Origin of the sequence: Neorhizobium descurainiae (assembly GCF_051400715.1) — a bacterium.
In the GTDB taxonomy this organism is placed as follows: Bacteria; Pseudomonadota; Alphaproteobacteria; order Rhizobiales; family Rhizobiaceae; genus Neorhizobium.
This window is the reverse complement of the sequence record NZ_JBLFFK010000002.1, coordinates 193,152-215,497: the sequence shown is the minus strand read 5'-3', so window position 1 is coordinate 215,497 and position 22,346 is coordinate 193,152. Positions and strand designations below refer to the sequence as shown.

Genomic DNA, 22,346 nt, shown 5'->3' with positions numbered 1-22,346 from the left:
GATCTCGATTTTGAAAGCTGCGGCTTACCCTGCTAGCCGTCCGCCTTGCAAGGGCTTTGGCGCCCCCGTCGTCGTCGGGAAGCTGATCGGCAGGCCGCGCAGCACGCGGACGGCAAGAAAGGCGAAACACTCCGCTTCCACCGCATCGCCCCGCCAGCCGAATTCATCGGCGGAAACGGCCTTCGCGCCGGCCCGGCTTTCGAGCATCGCCATGATCGTCGGGTTATGTCGGCCACCGCCGCTGACGATCAGCCGCTTCGGCCGGCGCGGCAGGAGATCGAGGGCCTTGCCGACGGCCGATGCCGTGAAGGCGGAAAGGGTTGCGGCACCCGACGCGTCGTCGAGACCGTCAGCCATAGCCGCGGTAAAGTCGAAACGGTCGAGCGATTTCGGATAGGGCGCGGTGAGGTAGGGATGCCGGAGCAGCTTGGCGAGGCGTTCTTCATCGACCTTGCCGGAAGCCCCAAGCGCACCGTTCCTGTCCATGTCGCCGAGGCCGCGCGCCTTCACGAAGTCGTTGAGCGGCGCATTGGCGGGGCCGGTGTCGAAGGCGATGATGAGGTCCTTGCCGTCCCACCAGGTGATGTTGGCGACGCCGCCGAGATTGAGCACGGCCGTATCGCCGGAGGTGTCGAGACTGCGCAGCAGTGCGGCATGGTAGGCGGCGGCGAGCGGAGCGCCCTGGCCGCCGGCGCGAACGTCCGCCGATCGGAAGTCATAGGCGACCTTGCAGCCGAGGATCGAAGCCATGAGCTCGCCGTCGCCAAGCTGGCGCGTGTCGCCGAGCCTTTCCTTCGTTGGGGCGCGATGCAATACCGTCTGACCGTGGAAGCCGACGATGCCGATATCGGCCATGGTAAGCCCATAGCTCTCCACAAGGTCCTTTACGGCTTGTGATTGGGCGCGTGTCAGCGCTTCCTCCGCCTCACGGAAGATCGCAGGATCGGGACCATCGAAATTCCAGGCGCGGGCCTGTTTCAGCGTTTCTTCGAGGAGCGCGCGGATTTCCGGGGGATAGGGGGCGAGCGTATAAGCGCCGAAAGTGTCGACCGTCTCGCCGTCCGTCTTGAGGAGAGCCACGTCGATATTGCCGTCGAGAACGGTTCCGGTCATCAGGCCGACGGCCCAGATTGGCTCCATCGTGAAATCCTCAAGTTTGATTGACGAGATCGCCGACCGCCTGCCGGAGCGCCAAGATGCCGCTGTCGAAATGGCGGGTCGGATGAATGCGATTGGTGAGCAGCGTCCAGGCGCGGCCTCTGTCGAGATCGATCCACAAAGCGGTGCCGGTGAAGCCTGTATGGCCGATCGTGCCGGGGCTGCAGGTGTTGCCACCCCACCAGCCGGGATAGGGCTGCTCCCAGCCATGGGTACGTTTGTCGGAAAGCGGCGTGCGCATCAGCCTGATAGCCTCTTTCGAAGCGCCCGTGCCGTTGAGCAGGCTTTCAGCGAAATCGAGGACCGAAGTCACGGTGCCGAACAGGCCGGCATGGCCCGAGCCTTGCAGCGCAGAGCAGTTGTCGTCATGCACTTCGCCCGAGAGCACGCGATGCCGCCAGGTGCAGTCCTCCGTGGCGGCGGAATTTTCCGGATCGGCGGACCAGGCGAAGCCCGGGCCGGGATCGAGGTCGCGCAGCGTCTTGCCGGTCAGCCGTTCGAGGGCGAAACCGAGCAGGATGAAGTTGATATCGGAATAGACGGGGGGACCAGCGCGCCATTCCCGCTGCAGGATGAAGGCACGCAAGAGCTCCGGGTCGCGGCCGTAGGTATAGATCGGCACGACGGCCGGAAAAGGCGTCTGATGGCCGAGGCACTGACGGAAGGTGACTTTCCGCTCCCAGGCCTCGGCATCGTACTGACGCAGGTCGGGCAGGAGCGTGGTGAGAGGCGCGTCGAGGTCGATTACGCCTTCGTCCACCAGTTTTAGGACACGCGTCGTGGTGAAGATCACCTTGGTCAGCGAGGCGAGGTCGAACCATGTGTCCAATGTCATCGGCCGGATGGCCGGAGTGATTTGCGCCGCTCCGATCGCGCGTGTCATGCGGCCGTGTTTCAGGTCGACGATGCCGAACACGCCGCCTGGAATGCGCTTGTCCGCCACCGATTTCCTCAGCGGTGCGAACGCCCGCTCGAAGATTGCGGTCAGCTCGGCATCGGCGGTGGTTCGGGTCCGGTCGTCCATGGTCCTGTTCCTCAGGCCTCCGCCCGCGCCCGGTGATCCGGTCCGAAATCCCGCCATTGCGCTGCCGGCGGCTCAAAACCGGGTGGGCGGACGAGGGACGGAACCTGGCGCGTATCGAGCTCGAAATGCTGGTTGCGGCGATCGATGCTCGGCACGGCGGAAATCAACCGCTTTGTATAGGAATGCTGCGGATTGGAAAGTACCGAAGCGGCATCGCCGATTTCGACGATCTGTCCTGCATAAAGCACGGCGATGCGATGGGCGATGCGTTCCACGACCGCCATGTCATGGGACACGAAAAGATAGGCAAGACCGTATTCCTTCTGCAGGTCGATCAGCAGTTCCAGCACCTTCGCCTGCACCGAGACGTCGAGCGCCGAGACAGCTTCGTCGAGGACGACGACAGATGGATTGAGCATCAGCGCGCGGGCGATGCAGAGGCGCTGCCGCTGACCGCCGGAGAACTGATGCGGGTAGCGCTCAAGACTGTCCTCCGGCAGGCCGACACGCTTCAGGAGCGCCCTCATCTTGTCGCGGGTTCCAGCGTTTATCCGGCCGCCGGCGGCGATGACCGGCTCGGCAAGGATGCTGTCGATCCGAAGCCGCGGATTGAGCGAGGCGTAGGGGTTCTGAAACACCATCTGGACGCTCGGATCGGTCGTGTCGGCGACGCTGCCGGCCCTATCTGTTAAGCCATGGGACGAGAAACGGCCGCGGGTCGGGCGCACAAGACCAAGGATTGCGCGCGCCGTGGTGGATTTGCCGGAGCCGCTTTCTCCGACGATCGCCAGCGTCTCGCCCGGCATCAGGTCGAAGCCGACATTTTCCACGGCATGGACCGAGCCCGGCGAACGGCTGAGCAGCCCGCCCGAAACCTTGAAGCGCACCGTCAGGCCGTCGACGGTCAGGGCAGGGAGTTGAGCTTTCTCCCGGCTGAAATCCGAACGGGCCGCGCGGCCGGATTCGAAATGCGGCACAGCGCTCAACAGATGCTGCGTGTAGGGGTGCTGCGGCCGGTCGAGGACCTGGTCAAGCTGCCCCTGTTCCACCGCCTCGCCGGCCTGCATGACCATGATCTGGTCGGCGATGCCGGCGACAAGGCCGATGTCATGGGTGATGAAGATCATCGCCATGCCGGTCTCGCGCTTCAGTTCGCCCAGCAGTGCCATGATTTGCGCCTGCACTGTCACGTCTAGCGCGGTCGTGGGCTCGTCCGCGATCAAGAGGCGCGGATTGCAGGCGAGCGCGGTTGCGATCATCACCCGCTGGAGCATGCCGCCGGAGAGCTGGTTCGGGCAATATTTCAAACGCCTTGCGGCATCGGGAATGCGCACGCGATCCAGCGCATCCCTGGCTGCCGCGGTCGCCTGCTTGCCGGTCAGGCCTCGATGCAAACGGAAGGATTCCTCGATCTGCGTACCGATGGTCAGTACCGGATTGAGCGAGGTCATCGGCTCCTGGAAGATCATGCCGATCTCGGAGCCGCGGATCTTTTCGAGTACCGGCTCGCCAGCTTGAGCCAGGTCGAGGACGCTGCCATCACGGCGCTTGAAGTTGATCGAGCCGCCGATGATGCGGCCGCCGCCGAAATCGACAAGGCGGTTGACGGAGAGCGCGGTCACGGATTTGCCCGAGCCGCTTTCGCCGACGATCGCCAGCGTTTCTCCGGCTGCGAGGTCGAAGCCGACGCCCTTGACAATCTCGTTCTTCAACGGGTCGCGCCCGAAGCCGACACGCAAATTCGATACGGATAGGAGCGGACTGGTCATGCCGGCCGGCTCCTCGTCCGGGGGTCGAGGATGTCGCGCAGCGCATCGCCGAGCAGGTTGAAGCCAAGAATGCTGATCATGATCGCCAACGCCGGGAAGATCAGCAGCCAGGGCGCGGTTTCCATCAGGTTACGGCTGTCCGCCAGCATCAGGCCGAGTGAGGAGGCAGGGGGTTGCGTGCCGAGGCCAAGGAAGGAGAGGCCCGCTTCGGTCAAGAGCGACCAGGCGAGCGCAAGGGTCACCTGGACGGTCAGCGGTGCGACCAGGTTCAAGAGCAGGTGACGGGTCAGGATATAGCGCCGGCTCGAACCGAAAGTGCGGGCGGCATCGACGAATTCGCGCGATTTGATGGAGAGCGCCGGGCCACGTACCACGCGCGTGAAGATCGGCGTGTAGACGATGGCGATCGCCGCCACGCTCGTCCAGGTGCCGGGACCGGCGACGGCGATGATGAGAAGCGCCAGCAGAATTGCAGGGAAGGCGAGCAGCACATCCATGACGCGCATCACCAACCCATCCCAGGCCCTGCCGAACCAGGCGGCGGTCAAGCCGAGCACCGTGCCGGCGATCGTCGCCAGCGCCACGGAGCAGAAGCCGACGAGGAAGGACTGACCGATGCCTTTCATCAGGCGGCTTGCGACGTCGCGGCCAAAGAGGTCGGTGCCCATCCAGTAGGTCGCATTCGGCGCATGCAGCCGGTCGATGCGGTATTGCTGCAGCGGATTGTGCGGGGTGATATCGAACATGCCGAGCAGCGCGACGACGACGTAGATGACGACGATCGTGCCGCCGATCCTGCCGCTCGCATGGGAAAAGATTGCACGCAGCATCGACATCAGCCGCCTTCTCCGAGACGGATGCGCGGATCGAGCGCGGCGTAAGTGAGGTCGACGAGCAGATTGACCACCATGAAATTGAAGGCGATGAAAAGGACGCAGCCCTGCACCAGCGCATAGTCGCGCTGCAGGATGGCGTCGAGGACGAGGCGGCCGAGGCCGGGCAGGGCATAGATCTGTTCCACCAGAACCGCGCCGCCGAGCAGATAGCCGAATTCCACGCCGCTTAAGGTCACGACCGGAATCAGCGCATTGGGCAGCGCGTGGCGCCAGATGACGCTGCGCTTCGACGCGCCCTTGGCCCGTGCGGTGCGGACATAGTCGTCGCTCAGGACGTCCAGCATGGCGGATCGTGAGATGCGGGTGACGGAGGCGGCGAAGGCGAAACCCAGTGTTATAGCCGGAAGGATCATCTGGCCGAGATTGCGCAGCGGATCGGTGAAGAGGGGCGTGAACTCCCCCATGACCGGCAGTATGCCGAAGCCCGCCGACAGGGCGTAGATGATCAGCAGGCCGACGACGAAATTCGGGGTCGACTGGCCGATCATCGCGAAGATGCGGACGCCGAGGTCGGACATCTTCTCGTTACGGGTGGCTGCGAAGACGCCGGCCGGCAGGCCGACGAGAAGCGCGACGCACATGGACATCAAGGCAAGCTGAAGCGTCAGGGGGAAACGTTCCAGGATGACGCCCAGCACCGGCCGGCCATAGGTGACGGAAATACCGAGATCGCCCTGGAAGACGCCGATGAGCCAACGCCAGTATTGCACCAGGATCGGCTGGTCGATGCCGAAATAGCCCGCCAGCGCATCCCTTTGCGCCGGCGTCAGAAGACCAGCCTCGGTTCCGAGCATCGCCGTGATCGCGTCGCCCGGCACCAGACGGATCGCCACGAAGACGAGGATGGAAACCCCGAGCATGACGAGCGGAAACGTGAAGAGCCGTCGCGTCAGGTAACTCATGGATCAACCAACCTCGTATCCGTCATGTCAGCCGATCGTCACTGCTGGATGCTGATCTTGCTCAGGCCGAACAGGGAGCCTTCCGGAGTCGGTACGAAGCCCTGAACGGTTTTCTGCTGTGCCGTATAGCTGTAGGACGTGTAGAGCCAGACCCAGGGCGAAACTTCGACGAGATGTTTCTCGAAGTCTGCGAAGATCGCCTTGCGCTTGGCGGGGTCGGTTTCCTCGCGGCCCTTCTGCATGAGGCTGTCGAGCGTGTCGTCGATATAGTTCGCAACCTTCTGCAGGTTGCCGCTCTTCGTCCAGTAGCGGTTGTACATGGAGTAGGGATCGGCACGGCCGCCGTTCAGCGCAACCGCCATGTCGAAATCCCCCTTCAGCCAGGCGTCGACATAGACGTTCAGTTCCATCATCTTGATGTCGAGCTTGACGCCGATTTCCGCAAGCTGCGACTGGATGACCTGCGCTTCGGCAGCAGCGGTTGCCGGCTCGCCGTTGGCAGCGATGACGGTTGCCGAGAAGCCGTCCGCAAAGCCCGCATCGGCCATCAGTTTCTTGGCTTTCTCGACATCGCGCTGGTAGCAGAACAGCGTGCCGGCATCGGTGGTGTAGCCCGGCATGGTCAGCGGGCCAGTCACCTTGCCTTCGCCTACGGAGGCCGTATCGAGGACGTCCTGCCGGTCGATGGCGCAAGAGATCGCCTGGCGCACGGCGAGATTGTCCATCGGCTTGCGGGCAGGGTTCAACTGAAGAACGTGATAGGCAAGAACCGGCGTGCGGTTCAGGATCAGGTTCGTCTCCTTCGGCACCAAGGTGGCGACCAGCGGGTCGTTCAGAAGTGCGAAATCGATCTGTTTCGTGCGCAGGGACGCAAGGATGGCGGTTTCGTCGGGCAGGACGCTGATGTCGATGCCGTCGACCGCGACCTTGCCGCCGGCCCAATCCTTGTTGGCGGTCAGGATTTCCTTGGAATTCGGATCCCACCTTTCCAGCTTGAACGGGCCGGAGCCGAGCGCCTTCGTCCCGACCGAGCCGGCCGCGATTTCCGCCGCCGGCGCGATCGCGGCATTGATGCTCGCCATCGCCGTCAGCAGCGGCACGTCCGGCCGCGAGAGCTTGAAGGTGACGGTCGTCTGGTCCGGGGTTTCGATGCTGGCGATCGAGCCGAAGTTGGCGCGTGCGGCCGCTGCCGTCTTCTCGTCGAGGATGCGCTCGAAGGACGCTTTCACGTCCGCCGGAGTTACGGGCTTGCCGTCCTGGAACTTGGCGTTGGGATTGAGCTTGAAGGTAAGCTCCTTGCCGTCGGCGGAGAATTGCCACGAGGACGCGACCGCCGGAACGATCTGCAGGTCCTTGTCGAGACGCACCAGCGGCTCGTAAATCAGTTCCAGCAGGCGGATCGAGGAAAACGCGGTCTGCTTGTGGGGATCGAGCCCCGTTGCATCCTGCGACCAGGCCATGCGCAGCGTCGCGGCCGAGGCAGGGCCGGCCGCGACCGCGGTCCCGAGTGCTACGGCCAGCGCCAGGCCGGAAACCTGCTTTGCCGAAAAATGCCTTCCCATTTCAATTCTCCCTCTCTTTGAGATTCGTTCGCCTTTTTAGCCCGACCGTTCAGGCGGTCGGGCGGTCATTCAGCAGCTTTACGCTGTCTTCCCATTTATCGCTTTCCGAAGGAAGCCTCCGGCATTGTCAAGCGCGGTGCGCGCCGCATCCACATCCATCCCCGTCAACTGGATCAGGATCGCGGGCTTGACGTCGTTGCCGGTCAGGTCCAGCGCGCGGCGCGCTTCTTCCGGTGTGCAGCCAGTTGCCTGCATGACGATGCGCGCGGCGCGCGCTACGAGCTTCTGGTTGCTGGCGTGCAGATCGACCATCAGGTTCTGATAGCTCTTGCCGATGCGGATCATGCTCGCGGTCGTCAGCATGTTGAGCACGAGCTTTTGCGCCGTGCCGGATTTCAACCGCGTCGAGCCGGTGAGGATTTCCGGGCCGACGACCGGCGAAATGGCGACGTCGGCAATCGCGGCGATCACCGAACCGGGATTGCAGGAGAGGGCGACCGTTTTGGCGCCCAGCGACTTCGCGTAGTTGAGCGCGCCGATGACATAGGGCGTGCGGCCGCTGACCGCGATGCCGACGACCACGTCATCCGCCGTCAGCCCGACATCGGCAAGCGCCTGCCGGCCCTCTTCCGGATCGTCCTCGGCACCTTCGACCGAGTGTTGCAGGGCGTGCGCACCGCCGGCGATCAGCCCGACGACCATGCCTTCCGGCACGCTGAAGGTCGGAGGGCATTCGGACGCATCGAGCACGCCCAGCCGGCCGCTGGTGCCGGCGCCGATATAGACGAGGCGGCCGCCTTTCTGGAACGCCTTGACGATTTCGTCGACGGCCTCCGCGATCTGAGGGATCACCTTTTCGACGGCCGCGGGTACGCCTTTGTCTTCCTCATTGATTTCGCGCAGCACGTCGACCGTCGGCAGAAGGTCGATATCCATGGATCGCGGATTGCGGCCTTCGGAAACCAGCCTTTCCAGTTCGGCTATCAGCCGCGCATCGCTCATGATTCTACCTTCGAAATCAGGCTCAGAGACTGCCTTCCGCAAGATCTGCGTCATGCCACGGCCTTCTCGCTTGCTGGTTGCGTTTTGTTAAGAAATTAGGATTGTTCATTCCGTCAGTCAATCGACAATTGGAATATTTTATTCCAATTGCGGTAGATTTTTTACGCCTCTGAAATCCGCGGATCGGCGAGCTTGGGCGGCCTTGCGGGCGAGGATGATGGCGCCGGAGACGGCATCGCCGTCGGCGGGCTTGAGGCGGCGGCGGACATCCGGCGCCAGCCAGGGTTCGAGCGGGGTCGAGAGGCCGCCGAGAAGCGTCACGCGCGGGGCGCCGAGATCGAAGAGCGTGCGTACCAGCGTGTCGATCTGTTCCGCCGCGCTCTGGACGACGCGGCGGCCGGCGGAATCGCCCTGATCGGCATGGCGCATGACCATGGGGGCGAGTGCCGCGTAATCGGTTGCCGTCGCGCGATCCATCCAGGCGACCGCTTCCATCGGATCGTTCTGGAAACGCTGCATGATCTCCGTCAGCAAGGCGGTCTTTTCCAGCCTGCCGTCATTGGCTCTCAGCGCCAACTGGACTGCCTTGAGGCCCAGATCGGCGCCGCTGCCCTCGTCGGAAATCGGAAAGCCGTAGCCTCCGACGCGCAGGCTGCGGCCCTCCACGAAGCCGAGCCCGATAGAGCCGGTGCCGGCGATCACGATCGCGCCGTCGCGCCCGGAATGGGCTCCGAGGCAGGCGCCCATGCCGTCGCTCGTGAAGTCGATAGCGGCAAAGGGATGGGGGATTGCCTGCAGGGCTTCCAGCGCCCCCTTTCGGCCGATCCCGGCAAGGCCGATGCCGACATGGGTGCGGGCGACCTCATCCGGTCCAAGTCCGGCTTCATCCAGAGCCGCCTTAAAGGCGCGGGAGATGGAGGCCCATGCTTCCTCGATGCCGAGCCGCGTCGTGGCGGGACCGGAAAGGCCTTGCCCCAGCACGGCGCCGGAACCATCCTCGATGCGGGCGCGGCAGCCGGTGCCGCCGCCATCGACGCCCAGGAAGTAATGTTCCGCTCCCGCCGTCATGCGCTCAGCCGTTCGATATCGGCGCCGCAGAGCCGGAGTTTGCGGTCGAGCTGCTCATAGCCGCGGTCGAGATGGTAGACGCGGTTGACGATCGTTTCACCTTTGGACACCAGCCCGGCCAGGACGAGGGAAACGGAAGCGCGCAGGTCGGTCGCCATCACCTGAGCACCCTTGAGCGGTGCGCCGCCGCGCACCAGCGCCGTCGTGCCCTGCAGAGAAACATTGGCCCCGAGCCGCATCAGCTCCGGCACATGCATGAAACGGCTTTCGAACACGGTTTCGCGGATCAGGGAGGCGCCTTCCGCACACGCAGCCAATGCCATGAACTGCGCCTGCAGGTCGGTCGGGAAGCCGGGATAGGGCTCGGTGGTGATGTCGGCGGCCTTCAGCGGGCCTTCGCGCGAGACGACGAGGCCGCGGTCGCTCGGCCAGATGCTGACACCCATGGCCTCCAGCACCTGTACGACGGAAGCCATGCTTTCGAGCCGCGCATTGGTGAGTTCGAGCATGCCGCCGGTGATCGCCGCCGCCACCGCATAGGTGCCCGCCTCGATCCGGTCGGGAATGCCGTGATGTTTCGCCGGCTGCCAGGTGGTCGAGCCTTCGATGAGGATCCGGTGGGTGCCGGCGCCTTCGATCCTTGCGCCCATGGCGGCGAGGCAGGCGGCAAGATCGGCGACTTCCGGCTCGCGCGCGGCATTGAGGATTTCCGTCTCGCCCTTGGCAGCCGTGGCCGCCATCATGGCCGTTTCGGTGGCGCCGACGGACGGTGAGGAGAGAACGATACGTGTCCCCTTCAAGCCGTTCGGCGCAGCGGCGACGATCAGCCCGCTTTCGATGCCGATCTCCGCGCCGAGCGCCGCGAGCGCCTTGATGTGCATGTCGACGGGCCGCGCGCCGATGGCGCAGCCGCCCGGCATCGAGACGCGTGCATGGCCGAAGCGGGCGAGCAGGGGCGCCAGCACAAGCACCGTCGCACGCATCCTGCGCACGGTGTCGTAGGAAGTCTCCTTCGAGACGATCGCTTTGGCGTCGATAGTCGTGGAATGGGCGGAGCGGGTCACCTCGGCCCCGTGCAGGCCGATGACGCCGAGCATGTTTTCCACGTCGCTGACCTGCGGCAGGTTGGTAAGCTCGACCGGGTAGGGGCTTAGAAGCGCCGCCGCGATCTGCGGCAGCGCCGCGTTCTTCGCGCCGGCAATGGTGACGGCGCCCTGAAGCCGATGACCGCCGACGATGCGCAATCTGTCCATGACGAAACCTGCCGAAGAAAGATTTAAGCTGACTCACCTAATGAGTTCGAGACTAGACCTCCCAAACCCGGTGTCAATCATTCGGAATTTTTTATTCCGCGGAATGGCCCATTTCGCGATAGCTGATGAAGCCTCAGGAGTGGAAACGTGTTGCAGGTCTGAGCCGCGGTGATATCCTCCATCCGCAGTGGGCGGGTTTGCGAAGCTTCCAAAGGAACGCATGTCAGTCTTAAAAAAGATCAACGCACAGCTCGAGGACATGGCGCCGGCGGACCGCGAGATCGGCCAGTTCATCCTCGACAATCCGGATCAGATGCTGCGGCTTTCTTCCGCCGCCCTTGCCGCCGAGACCGGCCGCAGCCAGTCGAGCGTCGTCAAATTCAGCCAGAAGCTGGGCTTTGCGGGATATCAGGACTTGAAGCTCGCGGTCAGCGAGGCGAAGGCGCAGGAATGGCATGCGCCGCCTGGCATGATCCACGGCACGATTGAGGTCGGTGACAGCTATCTGACCATCTTGCAGAAGCTGATCGGCAGCAAGATGCTCTCGATGCAGCAGACGCTTGCCGTCAACAGCGAACAAGAGATCGAGCGGGCGCTGACGGCGCTGAACGACGCGCGCCGCATCCATATGGCAGGGGTAGGCGCTTCCTCGTTGGTGGCACGCGACTTTTCCTACAAGCTCATGAAACTCGGCCGGAACGTGCTGCATGACAGCGACAGCCATGTGCAGATGGCCAATGTCTCGACGCTCGCCAAGGGCGACGTGCTCTTCGCGCTTTCCTATTCCGGCGCCAGTATCGAAACGCTCAGGATCGCCGAACTGGCGCGCGAGCGCGGCGCCACGGTCATCGCCGTGACGGGTCTCAACGGCGGTCCTCTTCTGCAGGTGGCGAATATCCGGCTTTATACGGTGGCCGACGAGGAACGGGTCCGTTCGTCGTCCATCACCGCGCGCGACGCGCAGCTCATGTTGACGGACCTCTTGTTCATCCTGCTCGTCCAGCGTCAGCCGGACGCCAACGAATATGTCCATAACAGCGAGCTTGCGGTCTCGGTGCTGAAGGCAAAATAGCCCGGTCAGTGGCGGACGCGATGTTTCAGCCGCATGACCTTGAAGAAACCGTTGGGGAAGACACGGCGGATATCCGCCACTTCGAAATCGCCGCGGCGCTCGGCCCATTCGGCAATCCGGGCGATGCGGAAGGCCGAGCTCCAGCCCACCTTATGTACGAGCGGTGCGACAGCCTCTTCGATCGCGCCCTGAAGGCCGCGTCCGTCGCCGAGCTTGCTGGCGATGATGATCTCTCCCCCGGGCCTCAGCACACGGGCGCATTCGTCGAGCGCCCGTTCCGGGTCGGGGATCAGCGTGATGACAAAAGGCAGGCAGACGGCATCGAACGACCGGTCTGCGAATTGGAGGCGGTGGGCATCCATGACCTGGAGCGCCCGGACGTGAAAGAGCCGGTTCCGGGCTACCTTTTCCCGCGCCCTGGCGATCATATGCTCGGACAGATCGATGCCGGTGACGCTGCACTGCTTCGGATAATAGGGGAGAACAAGCCCCGTGCCGACGCCGACTTCGAGGATATCACGGCCTGCTTCCGCGGCCAGTCTTGCGACGGTACGGTGCCCGTCTTTCAACAGGCCGCGATAGACCCGGTCGTAGACCGGAGCCCAGCGTTCATACACTTTCTGCTGATGTTCGGAGCTGTTGCGGATCGCTGCCAAGATCGTCTCCCCCTCAAGTGGCCCACTGTCGGTTGTAACTCGAAACGGAGACGATAGTTCCGCTTGGCGAATGTTTTGCGACGGGCTGAAGGCGATGGAAGATCAGGCGGCGCGCATGGCCTCGATGAATTTCCGGGCCTTTCCGGCAATCGAGGCGAGGTCGGCTCCGGGCTTGTAGAGCGAGGAACCGATGCCGAAGCCGGCAGCGCCCGCCTGGGCGTAGGCGGTCATGTTCTCCGGCGTTACGCCGCCGACCGCGAGCACGGGAATCTCCTTCGGCAATACCGCTTTCCAGGCCTTGATGACGATTGGCGGGATGGCTTCCGCCGGGAAAGCCTTGATGCCGGTAGCGCCCGCCTCGATCGCCGCGAAAGCCTCGGTCGGCGTCGCGACGCCCGGCAGGCTCACCATGCCCGCGGCGCGCGAGACCTTGATGACGGCCGGGTTGGCGTTCGGCGAGATGATCACCTTGGCGCCGGTCGCGGCGACATCGGCGACCTGGGCAGGCGTCAGAACCGTGCCGGCGCCGATCAGCGCGTGGTTGCCGAAACGCTTGACCAGCTTTTCGATGCTCTTCAGCGGATCGGGGGAGTTGAGCGGCACTTCGATGATCCGCCAGCCGGCCTCGACCAGCACCTCGCCGACAGCTTCAGCTTCCTCCGGTTTGATGCCGCGCAGGATGGCGACGAGATTGCATGCCTTGAGCGCCTCTTCGAAGGTCATCTCGGACTCCTTTGATTACCTGGCGGCTGCGGCCGCAATCAGCAGAATACCGCGCTTGGCGGCGTTGTCGGGGCCGGGCTCGACCGTCAGGCCGAAAAGCGGCGCAATGCGGCCGTAACGGCTGTTCAGCACATTGTTGCCGACGATGCCGATCGTATCGCCGGATTTGAACCAGCCGGCGGCGCGCGCCTGGCGGAACTCCGAGCCGATGACGAGGCCGGAAACATAATCCAGGATGTTTTCCGGCCTCAGTTTGCCGTCGAGGATGCCGGTGCGGGCGCTGAAGATCGCCGAGAGGAAAGCATCGGCGGAGGCGGATGTGCTTGCGGCGAATTCCGCGCCGCGATCGAAGCTCCGCCAGTCCGGCTCGGTGCCTGGTGCAGGTTCCTCGGCCTTGGCGATGAAGGAATGTCTGGTGAGCAACGCAAAAACTTCGCCGGTCGCATAGGTCTGAAAACCGTCTATGAGGCCGCTCTTGATCCGCGCCCACTTGCTGTGGGTACCGGGAAGCACGAGCGTGCGGTTCTTGTCGAGCCCGTAACCGACGATCTGGGTCTCCTCGCCACGCATCACATCGGAGAACGGCTTTGCGGCGGGATCGCGCATGCCGGGCAGAAAGGTGATGACCGCGCCATTGCCGAGCGTCAGTTTTTTCGTGCCGGCGGCAAGTTCCGCAATACCGGCCGGGGCATCGACATACGGTACTTCGATCCAGCCGTTGCGGCTGGTGATCATGCCGCTCGCCAGCACCGGCAGCGGACCATGGGAAGAAAACCATTCGCCGACCGCCTGCATCAGCGCCGCCTCAAAGGCGCCGTCCTTGACGAACTGGATGCCGCCGCTTGCGGATTCGCGGATGTCCAGCGTTTCGCCCGCCTCCGACACCAGCATGGCGCGCAGCGAACTCGTGCCCCAATCGAGGATGATCGAGGTCGGTTTTGGCATTATCACAGTCCTCCGGCAGCAGATGTTGCTCCTTCGATAGCCCGCGTCGCCTCCTCCTGTCGAGAGGCGATCTGGCGGAAACCGGCGGCAATATCCGGCGTCACGAGCGCTGCTGAGACGCCGAACAATTCGAGTGCGCTCTTATAACGTTCGGCAAGTGCCGTATGGCCGACGATATCGATTTTCTTCGGCTTGTCCGCGCCGACTGCTTCGCAGACTTCCGCACCGATCATCAGGCCGGCGAGATAATCGGCGATCTCTTCGGGGGCCAACCGGTCGAACAGCACGAGACTGCGGGCGGAGAAGATGCGAGCGAGGATGCGGCCGGGCAGGGTGCCTTGCTCATAGGCAGTTAAGACACCGCGGCGGAACGCCTCCGGCCGTTCTTCGTAGGCCAGTGGAATGAGCCGCGAGACGAGCGAATCCTTCTTGAGGAGATTGAGGATTTCGCCCGACATATAGGTGGTGACGGCGGTAATGCGGCCATCCGCCATCGCCACCCATTTGGCATGCGGGCCGGGGAGCACGAAAAGGCCGTCGGTCTTCTTCAAGCCGAAGAGCGACATTTCCTCGCCGCGCATGACGTCGGGTAGTGGCGTGGTCTGGGCGATTCCGGGCAGGAAGATGAGCGGCGGCAGACCTGCGGCGCGATGGGTGACCGCCTGGACGGCGAGATCCCCGGGGCCGGCGGGGACCGGTGCGAACGGGCTTTCGATCCAGCCGTTGCGGCTGGTGATCATGCCGGAAAACAGGATCTTTTCAGCCTTCTCGACCCAATCGCCGAGCTCTTCGCGCAAGGCCGCCTCGAAGGCTCCGTTCGCGATCTTGGCGGTGCCGCGGTCGCTCTTCTTTTCGCCAAATACCTTTTCGTCATCCAGAAGCAGGGCATGAAAGGCGGCGGAGGTCCATTCGATAGCAATATACATGAGAAATAATCCTGGTGAGCGGGCTGGGAGATCAGTAGGCAGGTTTCGCTGGGAACCAGTCCTTGCGCTCCGTATCGAGATAGGCGCCGGCAATGCCGGTGACGCGGTATTTTTCGAGCTGTTCGACATCGATCTCGACGCCGAGGCCCGGGCCTTCCGGCACCTGAAAACGGCCGTCCTTCAAAACCGGCGAATTCGGCGAAATGTCGCCGCCGAGATAGGCGCGCTCAGTATCGATGGCGATCGACATGTTCGGCAACGAGGCTGCGAGATGGATATAGGCCGATTGCGACAGTGCGAGTTCTGCACCGGAATGCAGCGTCACCGACATGCCGACCGATTCGCAGATTGCTGCCGCCTTGATCGTCTGCCAGAGCCCGCCCGCCTCGTGCGGATCGAGCAGGATCACGTCGGCTGCATTGGCGCGGACGATATTGCCGACATCGGAAAGCGTGTATGCGCTTTCGTCGAGCGCGATGGGCACGGAAGAATTGGCTACCAGCGCCGCATGGCCGGCGAGATCATCGAGTTCCAGCGGCTGTTCCACGTAGGCGGGATCGAAGGCCTTCAGCTTTTCGAGCTGGCGCTTGGCTGTCGCAGGGTTCCAGGCGCCGTTGACGTCGAGGCGCAGCGGATAATCGCCGATCACGTTTCGGGAGGTTTCGGTCAGCATGACGTCGCTCCGCTCGTCGAAGCCGACCTTCACCTTGAAGGTCGTATAGCCGAGGTCGAGGAAACGCTTCAGCCGCTCCGACAGACCCTTCGGATCGTTGGTGAAAAGATAGGCGGCCGCTTCTATATCCTTGCGCCAGCGTCCTCCCCAGAGTGCATAGAGAGGCAAGCCGGCCTGTTTGCCGAGCGCGTCCCACATGGCCATTTCCATGGCGCAGATAGCCATCACCGCGGCGCGCTTGTGATGATAGAAGCCTGCGCCGAGAACATGCCGGTGGAAGCGCTCGGCATCCGCGACGGGATAACCGATGGCAAGCGGCGCAACGATGTCCGCAAACACTGCCGGCACGTTGGCGATCAGCGAGATCGTCTCGCCCCAGCCGGTGATCCCGGCATCCGTCTCTATCCTGCAGATCAGCCGGGTCGTGCCGATCCGGCGCCCGGACCCCCATAGGATATCCTCGGTAAAGGGCATACGGATCAGCCAATGGTTCACTTTGGTAATGCGCAAGATGTCCTCCCATTCGCGGTCATCAAAATGGCCGTTCAGTTTCGCTGTTGACATGGAACTTAGTTCCAAGATAACTCTCTTGGCAAGAGCAAGGCGGCGTGCTGTGGGAGCAGCGACAAAAATGCCGTTCGGGAGAGGTTATGGCCAAGGTTCAACTGGAGGCGATCGACAAGGAAGTGGCGAACGATACGCATGGCGTGCCGGGCGTCCAGGCGCTGACGCGCGGCATCCAGATCGTCGATGCCGTGGCGGCTGAAGCCCGCGGCCTGCGCTTCACCGAACTGCTCGACCAGACGCAATTGCCGAAGGGCACGCTGCATCGCCTTCTGCAGGCACTGGTGGACGAGCGGCTACTCGCTTTCGATACGCGCGATCAGGTCTACAGATTGGCGCCGCGGCTTTTCCAGTGGGCCCACAAGGTCTGGGACAATTTCGACCTGCGCGGCGCGGCAGAGCCGGAACTGGCGCGGCTTCGGGATCTCACCGGCGAAGCGATCCGTCTCGGCGTGCTGGATGGCGACAGCGTGCTTTACATCGACCAGCGGGAAGTGCCGCAGCCGCTTCGCCTCAACAACGGTGTCGGCTCTCGGGCCGCGCCGCATGCGAGCGGCCTCGGCAAGGCGATCCTGGCGCATCTGTCGCTCGAAAAGCGTCGTGCGCTGCTCGACGGAATCGAACTGGAGCGCCTGACGCCGAACACGATCGTCAATCCGGAAGAATTGAGCCGTCAGCTCGATCTCACCAAGGCGCGCGGTTATGCCGTCTCCGTCGATGAGCAGCATATCGGCATTTCCTCGGTCGCCGCACCCGTCCTCAACCATCGCGGCGAGCCGATCGGCGCGATCGGCATTATCGGTCCGTCCTTCCGCCTGCCGGTCGACCGGCTGCACGCCTTCGGGCGTGACGTCATCGAGGCGGCGCGCCGCACGTCCGGCAATTTTGGAGAATTCGCCATGTCGCTTGCGGTCAAGCCGCGTCCCCTCGGCCCCGATCGCGCCGATGTGCGCTGTGTCATTCCGGCAAGCACATTTTTGGGCGAGGGGCCGCACTGGTCGCCGGAGCACAAGAAACTCTATTTTGTCGATATCCTGGCGCCCGCCGTGCATACGGGCGATCCGGTCAAGGGTACCTACACATCCATGCAGGTGCCGGAACTGATCGGTTTCGTGATCCCGCGCTCGCGGGGCGGTTTCGTGGCCGCCATGCATGGCGAAGTCCGCGGCATCGATCTTGCGACCGGCGATATCACCACGATCGCGCGGCCCGAAGCCGACCGGCCGGGCAATCGCTTCAACGACGGCAAATGCGACCGCCGCGGGCGGCTCTGGGCAGGCACTCTGGCGATCGATACGACGCCGGACCAGGGGCGGCTGTGGCGGGTCGATCCGGATGGCCGGACGAGGGAGATGGATCGCGGCTTCCATGTCTCGAACGGGCTCGGCTGGAGCCCGGACGACCGCACCATGTATTTCACCGACACCAACCGCCAAACCATCTATGCCTATGATTTCGATCTCGAAAGCGGCGAGATCGCCAACCGGCGGCCGTTCATCGTGGTGCCGGAAGCGGAAGGCAAGCCGGACGGCATGACCGTCGATGCGGAGGGTTTTCTCTGGATCGCCCATTGGGACGGCTGGTGCGTCACCCGCTACGATCCCGACGGCAAGGTGGAGAGGGTCGTGCATCTGCCCGTACCGCGGCCGACGAGCTGCGTCTTCGGTGGTCCGGACATGCAGACCCTGTTCGTCACGTCCGCACGCATCCGGCTTTCCGCCGCGCAGCTTGCCGAAGCGCCGCTTTCCGGCAGCGTTTTCGCCATCGATACCGGCATCAAGGGCCAGGCCGCGCAGATGTTCGCGGGCTGACAGGAAGAGGAGCCCCGAGAGGAGCCAATGGCCAAGCTTGAACTCAAAGACATCCGCAAATCCTTCGGCTCGGCCGAGGTGCTGAAGGGGATCGACCTGACAGTGGAGGATGGTGAATTCGTCGCCTTCGTGGGGCCGTCCGGCTGCGGAAAATCCACGCTTCTGAGGCTCATTTGCGGCCTCGACGAGATCACTTCCGGCCAGATGGCGATCGACGGAGAGCTGGTGAACGACGTGCCGCCAGCCAAGCGCGGCATCGCCATGGTGTTCCAGTCCTATGCGCTTTATCCGCATATGACGGTGGCGGAAAACATGGGCTATGCGCTGCGGCTTGCCGGTACGCCGAAGGAAGAGATCGCCGCCCGCGTCACGAAAGCCGCAGAAAAGCTTCGCATCGATGCCTATCTGGAACGCAAGCCGCGCCAGCTTTCCGGCGGCCAGCGCCAGCGCGTCGCGATCGGCCGCGCCATCGTGCGGGAACCCCGCATCTTCCTGTTCGACGAACCGCTTTCCAACCTCGATGCGGCACTACGCGTCGAGATGCGGATCGAGATCGCCCGCATGAAGGAAACGCTCGGTACGACGATGATCTACGTCACCCACGATCAGATCGAGGCGATGACGCTCGCCGACAAGATCGTCGTGCTGAACGCCGGCCGGGTAGAGCAGATCGGCTCGCCGCTCGACCTTTATAACAAACCGGTCAACCGTTTCGTCGCAGGCTTCATCGGCAGCCCGAAGATGAATTTCCTGAAACTCGGGTCCAGGAAAGGCGAGGGGGTCTTTACCGTGCCGGGCGGCGAGGTGCGGCTGCCGCGCAACCTTGCCTCCGCTCCGGCAGAGGTCGGCATTCGGCCCGAGCATGTGGAACTCGTCAATCGCGGCGCTCCGGATTCGCTTGACGGCATCGTGACCATCACCGAGCACCTCGGCAGCGACACTTATGCCTATGTTGCGCTCGATGGTTCGGAAGAGATGGTCGTCGTCCGGCTTTCCGGTGACCGCGCCGTCAAGCGCAACGAGCCGATCGGCGTTCAGGTCGATCCGGCGATGATCCATGTCTTTTCCGCCGACGGCCTGTCGCTTGCCTCTGCGCGTCCCGTTGCCCTGGAGGCCGCATGACCATCCATCCGGAACTCGTCGAAAAGGTGCATGTCGAGGCCGCGACATATCCGAGCCTCAAGGGCAAGGGCGTGCTGATCACCGGCGGCGGTTCCGGCATCGGGGCCTCGCTGGTCGAGCATTTTTGCGCGCAGGGCTGCAGGGTCGGCTTTCTGGAGCTCAACCCCGATGTCGCGGATGAGACGGCCGAAACGGTCGGTAAGAGGACGGGCAACAGGCCGTTCTATCGCGCCGCCGACCTGCGCGACATCGATGCGCTGAAAACGGGCATCGCTGCACTGCGATCCGAGATCGGACCGATCCGGATTCTCGTCAACAATGCGGGCAACGATGACCGCAAGCCGTTGGAAGATGTGACGCCGGAATATTGGGACGAGCGGTTCCAGACCAATCTGCGTCACCAGTTTTTCGCGGTGCAGGCCGTCGTGCCCGAAATGGCGGAAGCCGGCGGCGGCGCGATCATCAATATGGGCTCGATTTCCTGGATGCGCGGCGCGGCAGGCCTGATCTTCTATACGACTGCCAAGTCCGCCGTCATGGGCATGACCAAGTCGCTCGCCCGCGAACTTGGGGAGCGCAATATCCGCGTCAACTCGATCGCGCCCGGCTGGGTGCTGACCGAACGCCAGGTGGAGCGGGCCAAACGCATCTACCAGGGGAAATTTTCCGAATACCTCGAGGTTCAGTGCCTCAAGGAGCATCTGCTGCCGCCCGATATCGCCCGTATGGCGCTCTTTCTGGCGGCGGACGATTCCCGCCTCATCACGGCGCAGACATTCATCGTGGACGGGGGCGTTGTCTGAGAACAGGCGGATTGGTGCTCGCCGCTTGACCTTTTTTGGTTTGAAACAGAGTTCCATCATCGTTTCATTGGGAGGATCTGATGAACTGCATAACCAGACTGATCGGAACCGCGGCGATCGCCTGCTCTCTCGGAGCGGGTGCCGCGAACGCAGCCGATTTGAGCTTCATGAGCTTCACTTATGCGGAAGAGGCCAACAAGGCGATCGTCCAGACGACGCTTGACGATTTCAAGAAGGCGGAAAACCTGACGGCCGAGCCGCTCGGCTTTGCCTGGGGCGACATGCAGAAGAACATCTTCTTGCGCGCCCGGTCGAAGACCCTGCCGGATATCGCCCAGCTCTCCGAACGCTGGCTGCCGACCTTTGCCAGCCTCGACAACCTTGTCGACCTGAACACGGTCTACGGCAAGGACAAGCTCGAAGCCGCCTTCGCACCGGATGCGCTCGCCATGGGCAATATCAACGGCAAGCAGCTGGCGCTGCCGCTGCTCTCCGGATCGATCGGCATGGTCGCAAACAAGGAGGTCCTTGTGAAGGCCGACATCAACGATGCTCCGAAGACGCTGGATGAGTTCAAGGCTGCTCTGGTTGCCGTGCGCGACAAAGTGCCGAATTCGGTGCCTTATACGATGGCGACCAAGAACAACGGGTCGATCCTGATCGACTTCATGGTCTGGAACTGGGTCCATGGCGGCCGCATCATCGACGATAGCGGCAAGGTAGTGGTCGACAGCCAGCAAAGCCGGGACGCGCTTACCTTCATGGTCGGCCTGATGAAGGATCGGCTTGCCGCACCGGAAATCGACCGCCCGGACGGCCGCCGCCTGATGGGACAGGGCGCTTCCGCCTTCTATTTCGATGCCCCGCAGACCCGCACCTTCCTGCGTGACTTTTCCGGCAAGGGCGAGGCTTTCGACGCCAATGTCCTGCCGATGCCGACGCCGGTGCTGAAGGCGGGCGACAAGCCGGTGTCCGTCCAGTGGGGGCATCTGCTGGTTCAGTTCGCCGACGGCGGCAAAGCCAAGGCGGATGATCCGGCCGACAAGTTCCTGACCTATCTCACCTCCGACAAGGTGCAGACGGACTTTCCGCTGAAGATGAGCGCGCTGCCGGTCACCAAGTCCGCCCGGGATGCGGTTGCTGGCGACGCCTATCTGAAGAACTGGTCGGCTGCGACAGGTGATGCCCGCCGCAACGAGGTCGGTATCTGGTCGAATGCCGCCGAGCTCACGAATGTCATCGGTGAAGAAGTGCAGGGTGCGCTGCTCGGCCAGAAGTCTGCCGACGATGCCATCAAATCCATGCAGGCGCGGCTTACGGCCAGCATGGAAAAGGCGAAGAAGTCGGAGTAGCGGGCGGGGCGCCCCTCGTCCGCCTGCCGGCACCCTCTCCCCTTGGGGAGAGGGTGCCGAGCGAAGGGGGGCCGGGTGAGGGGGCTGCCTCTCAAAGCAGACTGCCTTTGATACCAAACAGGAAATGACCACATGGCCGTGATCGAAAACAATATTGGAGCCTATCCGGTCTCGCCGCATGCGAACCGGGGCGGGTTGAAGGCCGGGCAGAGCCGTATCGGTCTTCTGCTGCTCCTGCCGGCCGCGATCGCCTTTTCCGCGGTCATCCTTTATCCGTTTCTATCCGCGCTTGGCCTGTCGCTCTTCGAATACACGGTCGAGATGATGGAGCCGCGTTACATCGGCTTCGAGAATTTCGCGAAGATCGCGTCCGACCCGGATGTCTGGGCGGCGTTCTGGACGACCGCGATCTATGTGACCTTGACGACCGCCGGCACGCTCGTCGCCGGCCTTGGCTGGGCGCTGATCATGAACCAGCCCTTTGCCGGGCGCGGCGTGCTGCGTTCGCTCTCGCTGCTTCCCTGGGTGCTGCCGTCGACGGTGAGCGCCTTCATCTGGGGCTGGATCTTCAATTCGCGTTACGGCGTGCTGAACGCCTTCCTGATGGAACTCGGGATCATCGATTTTCCGCAAGCCTGGCTCTCGACGCCGGAGGGCGCCATGCTCGCGGTGGTGCTCACCAAAATCTGGTTGTCGATCCCGCTTTTCATGTCCTTCTTCCTGGCCGGCCTGCAGAACCTCGACAAGGAACAGATCGATGCGGCCCGCGTCGATGGCGCCGGCAATTGGGCGGTTCTGCGCGACCACATCCTGCCGCATCTGCGCCCCGTCCTGATCATCGTCGTGGTGCTCGGCGTGATCGGCAACCTGCAGCAGTTCGACACGATCTACGCGCTGACCGGCGGCGGTCCGGTGCGGGCGACGACGGTGCTCTCCGTCGAGGTCTATCGCCGTGCCTTCGAGCAATGGGATATCGGCTTTGCGTCGGCGGTCGGCGTGCTCTGGGTCGCTTCGCTTCTGCCGCCCGCCTTCCTCTATCTTCGCATGCTGGTGAAAGGAAACTGA

General features: G+C 63.4%; 20 protein-coding genes. 6 read left to right on the top strand and 14 right to left on the bottom strand.

Annotation, left to right across the window (positions count from 1 at the left end):
• Positions 1 to 24: 24 nt before the first annotated feature.
• The 9 genes from ACMGE0_RS04600 to murA all read right to left on the bottom strand — a co-directional run bounded on the left by ACMGE0_RS04600 (position 25) and on the right by murA (position 10,634).
• Positions 25 to 1,140 (bottom strand): anhydro-N-acetylmuramic acid kinase, encoded by a 1,116-nt coding sequence (locus tag ACMGE0_RS04600; protein WP_436814692.1) that lies wholly within the window; start codon positions 1,138 to 1,140, stop codon positions 25 to 27.
• Between the two features lie 10 nt (positions 1,141 to 1,150).
• Entirely contained in the window at positions 1,151 to 2,182 is a 1,032-nt protein-coding gene (locus tag ACMGE0_RS04595; RefSeq protein WP_436814691.1) for a serine hydrolase domain-containing protein, read from the bottom strand.
• 11 nt (positions 2,183 to 2,193) lie between these two features.
• Entirely contained in the window at positions 2,194 to 3,951 is a 1,758-nt protein-coding gene (locus ACMGE0_RS04590) for an ABC transporter ATP-binding protein (protein WP_436814690.1), read from the bottom strand.
• Positions 3,948 to 4,787, bottom strand: a complete 840-nt coding sequence (locus ACMGE0_RS04585; protein WP_436814689.1) for an ABC transporter permease — start codon at positions 4,785 to 4,787, stop codon at positions 3,948 to 3,950. Before ACMGE0_RS04585 ends, ACMGE0_RS04590 begins: the two co-directional genes overlap by 4 nt.
• Entirely contained in the window at positions 4,787 to 5,749 is a 963-nt protein-coding gene (locus ACMGE0_RS04580) for an ABC transporter permease (RefSeq protein WP_436814688.1), read from the bottom strand. Before ACMGE0_RS04580 ends, ACMGE0_RS04585 begins: the two co-directional genes overlap by 1 nt.
• Positions 5,750 to 5,787: 38 nt before the next feature.
• A complete protein-coding gene (locus tag ACMGE0_RS04575; RefSeq protein WP_436814687.1) occupies positions 5,788 to 7,311 on the bottom strand; it encodes an ABC transporter substrate-binding protein in 1,524 nt (507 codons plus the stop codon).
• A gap of 78 nt (positions 7,312 to 7,389) precedes the next feature.
• A complete protein-coding gene (gene murQ / locus ACMGE0_RS04570) occupies positions 7,390 to 8,313 on the bottom strand; it encodes an N-acetylmuramic acid 6-phosphate etherase (protein WP_436814686.1) in 924 nt (307 codons plus the stop codon).
• A gap of 138 nt (positions 8,314 to 8,451) precedes the next feature.
• Complete coding sequence (locus tag ACMGE0_RS04565; protein ID WP_436814685.1) at positions 8,452 to 9,381, bottom strand: glucosamine kinase nucleotide-binding domain-containing protein; 930 nt, start codon at positions 9,379 to 9,381, stop codon at positions 8,452 to 8,454.
• Positions 9,378 to 10,634: a UDP-N-acetylglucosamine 1-carboxyvinyltransferase gene (gene murA / locus ACMGE0_RS04560; protein WP_436814684.1), complete on the bottom strand. Its 1,257-nt coding sequence runs from the start codon at positions 10,632 to 10,634 to the stop codon at positions 9,378 to 9,380. Before murA ends, ACMGE0_RS04565 begins: the two co-directional genes overlap by 4 nt.
• Before the next feature lie 220 nt (positions 10,635 to 10,854).
• Here murA and ACMGE0_RS04555 point away from each other — a divergent pair, with 220 nt between their 5' ends.
• The gene (locus ACMGE0_RS04555; RefSeq protein WP_436814683.1) at positions 10,855 to 11,706 is read left to right on the top strand and encodes a MurR/RpiR family transcriptional regulator; all 852 of its coding nucleotides are present in this window, start codon (positions 10,855 to 10,857) and stop codon (positions 11,704 to 11,706) included.
• 5 nt (positions 11,707 to 11,711) lie between these two features.
• Here the strand turns inward: ACMGE0_RS04555 and ACMGE0_RS04550 are convergent, their stop codons facing one another.
• The 5 genes from ACMGE0_RS04550 to ACMGE0_RS04530 form a co-directional block, all read right to left on the bottom strand.
• Positions 11,712 to 12,362, bottom strand: a complete 651-nt coding sequence (locus ACMGE0_RS04550; protein ID WP_436814682.1) for a class I SAM-dependent methyltransferase — start codon at positions 12,360 to 12,362, stop codon at positions 11,712 to 11,714.
• A 102-nt stretch (positions 12,363 to 12,464) separates the two neighbouring features.
• Positions 12,465 to 13,085 carry a 2-dehydro-3-deoxy-6-phosphogalactonate aldolase gene (locus ACMGE0_RS04545; RefSeq protein WP_436814681.1) on the bottom strand — a complete coding sequence of 207 codons (621 nt, stop codon included), beginning with the start codon at positions 13,083 to 13,085 and terminating at the stop codon, positions 12,465 to 12,467.
• 15 nt (positions 13,086 to 13,100) lie between these two features.
• Positions 13,101 to 14,030, bottom strand: a complete 930-nt coding sequence (locus tag ACMGE0_RS04540; RefSeq protein ID WP_436814680.1) for a 2-dehydro-3-deoxygalactonokinase — start codon at positions 14,028 to 14,030, stop codon at positions 13,101 to 13,103.
• Between the two features lie 2 nt (positions 14,031 to 14,032).
• Positions 14,033 to 14,956, bottom strand: a complete 924-nt coding sequence (locus ACMGE0_RS04535; RefSeq protein ID WP_436814679.1) for a 2-dehydro-3-deoxygalactonokinase — start codon at positions 14,954 to 14,956, stop codon at positions 14,033 to 14,035.
• Positions 14,957 to 14,987: 31 nt separating this feature from the next.
• Positions 14,988 to 16,139: a mandelate racemase/muconate lactonizing enzyme family protein gene (locus ACMGE0_RS04530; RefSeq protein WP_436814678.1), complete on the bottom strand. Its 1,152-nt coding sequence runs from the start codon at positions 16,137 to 16,139 to the stop codon at positions 14,988 to 14,990.
• Between the two features lie 140 nt (positions 16,140 to 16,279).
• Between ACMGE0_RS04530 and ACMGE0_RS04525 the strand changes: the two genes are divergently transcribed.
• The 5 genes from ACMGE0_RS04525 to ACMGE0_RS04505 all read left to right on the top strand — a co-directional run bounded on the left by ACMGE0_RS04525 (position 16,280) and on the right by ACMGE0_RS04505 (position 22,346).
• Positions 16,280 to 18,004 carry an SMP-30/gluconolactonase/LRE family protein gene (locus ACMGE0_RS04525; RefSeq protein WP_436814677.1) on the top strand — a complete coding sequence of 575 codons (1,725 nt, stop codon included), beginning with the start codon at positions 16,280 to 16,282 and terminating at the stop codon, positions 18,002 to 18,004.
• Between the two features lie 27 nt (positions 18,005 to 18,031).
• Complete coding sequence (locus tag ACMGE0_RS04520; RefSeq protein ID WP_436814676.1) at positions 18,032 to 19,126, top strand: ABC transporter ATP-binding protein; 1,095 nt, start codon at positions 18,032 to 18,034, stop codon at positions 19,124 to 19,126.
• The gene (locus ACMGE0_RS04515; RefSeq protein ID WP_436814675.1) at positions 19,123 to 19,929 is read left to right on the top strand and encodes an SDR family NAD(P)-dependent oxidoreductase; all 807 of its coding nucleotides are present in this window, start codon (positions 19,123 to 19,125) and stop codon (positions 19,927 to 19,929) included. The genes ACMGE0_RS04520 and ACMGE0_RS04515 overlap by 4 nt, the downstream gene beginning before the upstream one ends.
• Before the next feature lie 80 nt (positions 19,930 to 20,009).
• A complete protein-coding gene (locus ACMGE0_RS04510) occupies positions 20,010 to 21,281 on the top strand; it encodes an extracellular solute-binding protein (RefSeq protein WP_436814674.1) in 1,272 nt (423 codons plus the stop codon).
• A 132-nt stretch (positions 21,282 to 21,413) separates the two neighbouring features.
• Positions 21,414 to 22,346 carry a carbohydrate ABC transporter permease gene (locus ACMGE0_RS04505; RefSeq protein WP_436814673.1) on the top strand — a complete coding sequence of 311 codons (933 nt, stop codon included), beginning with the start codon at positions 21,414 to 21,416 and terminating at the stop codon, positions 22,344 to 22,346.